This window comes from Candidatus Frankia alpina (genome assembly GCF_902806485.1).
GTDB lineage: Bacteria > Actinomycetota > Actinomycetes > Frankiales > Frankiaceae > Frankia > Frankia alpina.
Genome location: NZ_CADCWT010000502.1, coordinates 1 through 988 on the forward strand (window position 1 = coordinate 1; position 988 = coordinate 988).

Annotated in this window: 1 protein-coding gene; it reads left to right on the top strand. The window is 71.4% G+C overall.

Annotated features, from left to right (window positions below; genetic code table 11):
• Positions 1 to 948 (top strand): RNA-guided endonuclease InsQ/TnpB family protein (locus G6R25_RS24210; protein ID WP_163554677.1); only part of this gene is annotated, 948 nt, incomplete at its 5' end.
• Between the last annotated feature and the right edge of the window lie 40 nt (positions 949 to 988).

Genomic DNA, 988 nt, shown 5'->3' on the forward strand with positions numbered 1-988 from the left:
GGTGGTTCGCATCGGCGGCCGGCGTGGCGTCGACGCGGGCGGGGTGAGGGGTTCCGGGTCGTCGCGGTCAGGTCGGGTGATGTGCGGCAGGTCAACCGGCGCTGGTCGCAGGTGCGGATCCCCATGGTGGGCTGGGTCAGGTTCCGCCGTAGCCGCATCGTTCCGGATGCCAGGTCCTACCGGGTGACGCGGGATCGTGCGGGTCGCTGGCATGTCGCGTTCGCCGCCGTGCCCGACCCGATTCCCGCCCCGGGTACCGGTGGGGTCGTCGGGGTCGACCGGGGTGTGGCGGTGTCGGCCGCGTTGAGCACCGGGGAGTTGCTGCGCTGCCCCGGGCTGCGCCCCGCCGAAAAGACCCGGCTGGTCCGGTTGCAGCGTCGCCTTGCTCGAGCGAGGTGGGGATCGCACTGGCGGGCCCGACTGGTCGGGCAGATCGCCCGGGTGAAAGCCCGGGAGGCCGCCCGGCGTAAGGACTGGGTGGAGAAGACCAGTACCGCGCTGGCCCGCCGGTACGATCTGATCCGGGTGGAGGCGTTGCCGGTCGGGGCGATGACCCGTTCGGCGAAGGGTACCGTCGCCGAGCCGGGGCGCAACGTGCGGCAGAAAGCCGGGCTGAACCGGAGCATTCTCGCCCACGGCTGGGGGCTGCTGGTCGCCCGGTTGGAGCAGAAGGCCCCCGGCCGGGTCGAGAAGATCAACCCTGCGTGGACGTCGCAGATCTGCAACACCTGCGGAACCCGGGACCGGGAGGCGCGTGAGAGCCAAGCCGTCTTCCGCTGCCGGGGCTGCGGGCAGCAGGCGAACGCGGACGTGAACGCGGCACGCAACATCGCCCTGGGGCATCAGTGGGCAACCACGTGGGTGACTGCGCGGGGAGGCGACGCCGAGGGGCGGCCCGTGAACCGCGAACCTCAACACTGCACACCCCCTCTCCCGGAGGACGTGTAGATGTTGGAATCCTCCGCGTTCACGCGGAGGAGGATGTCAA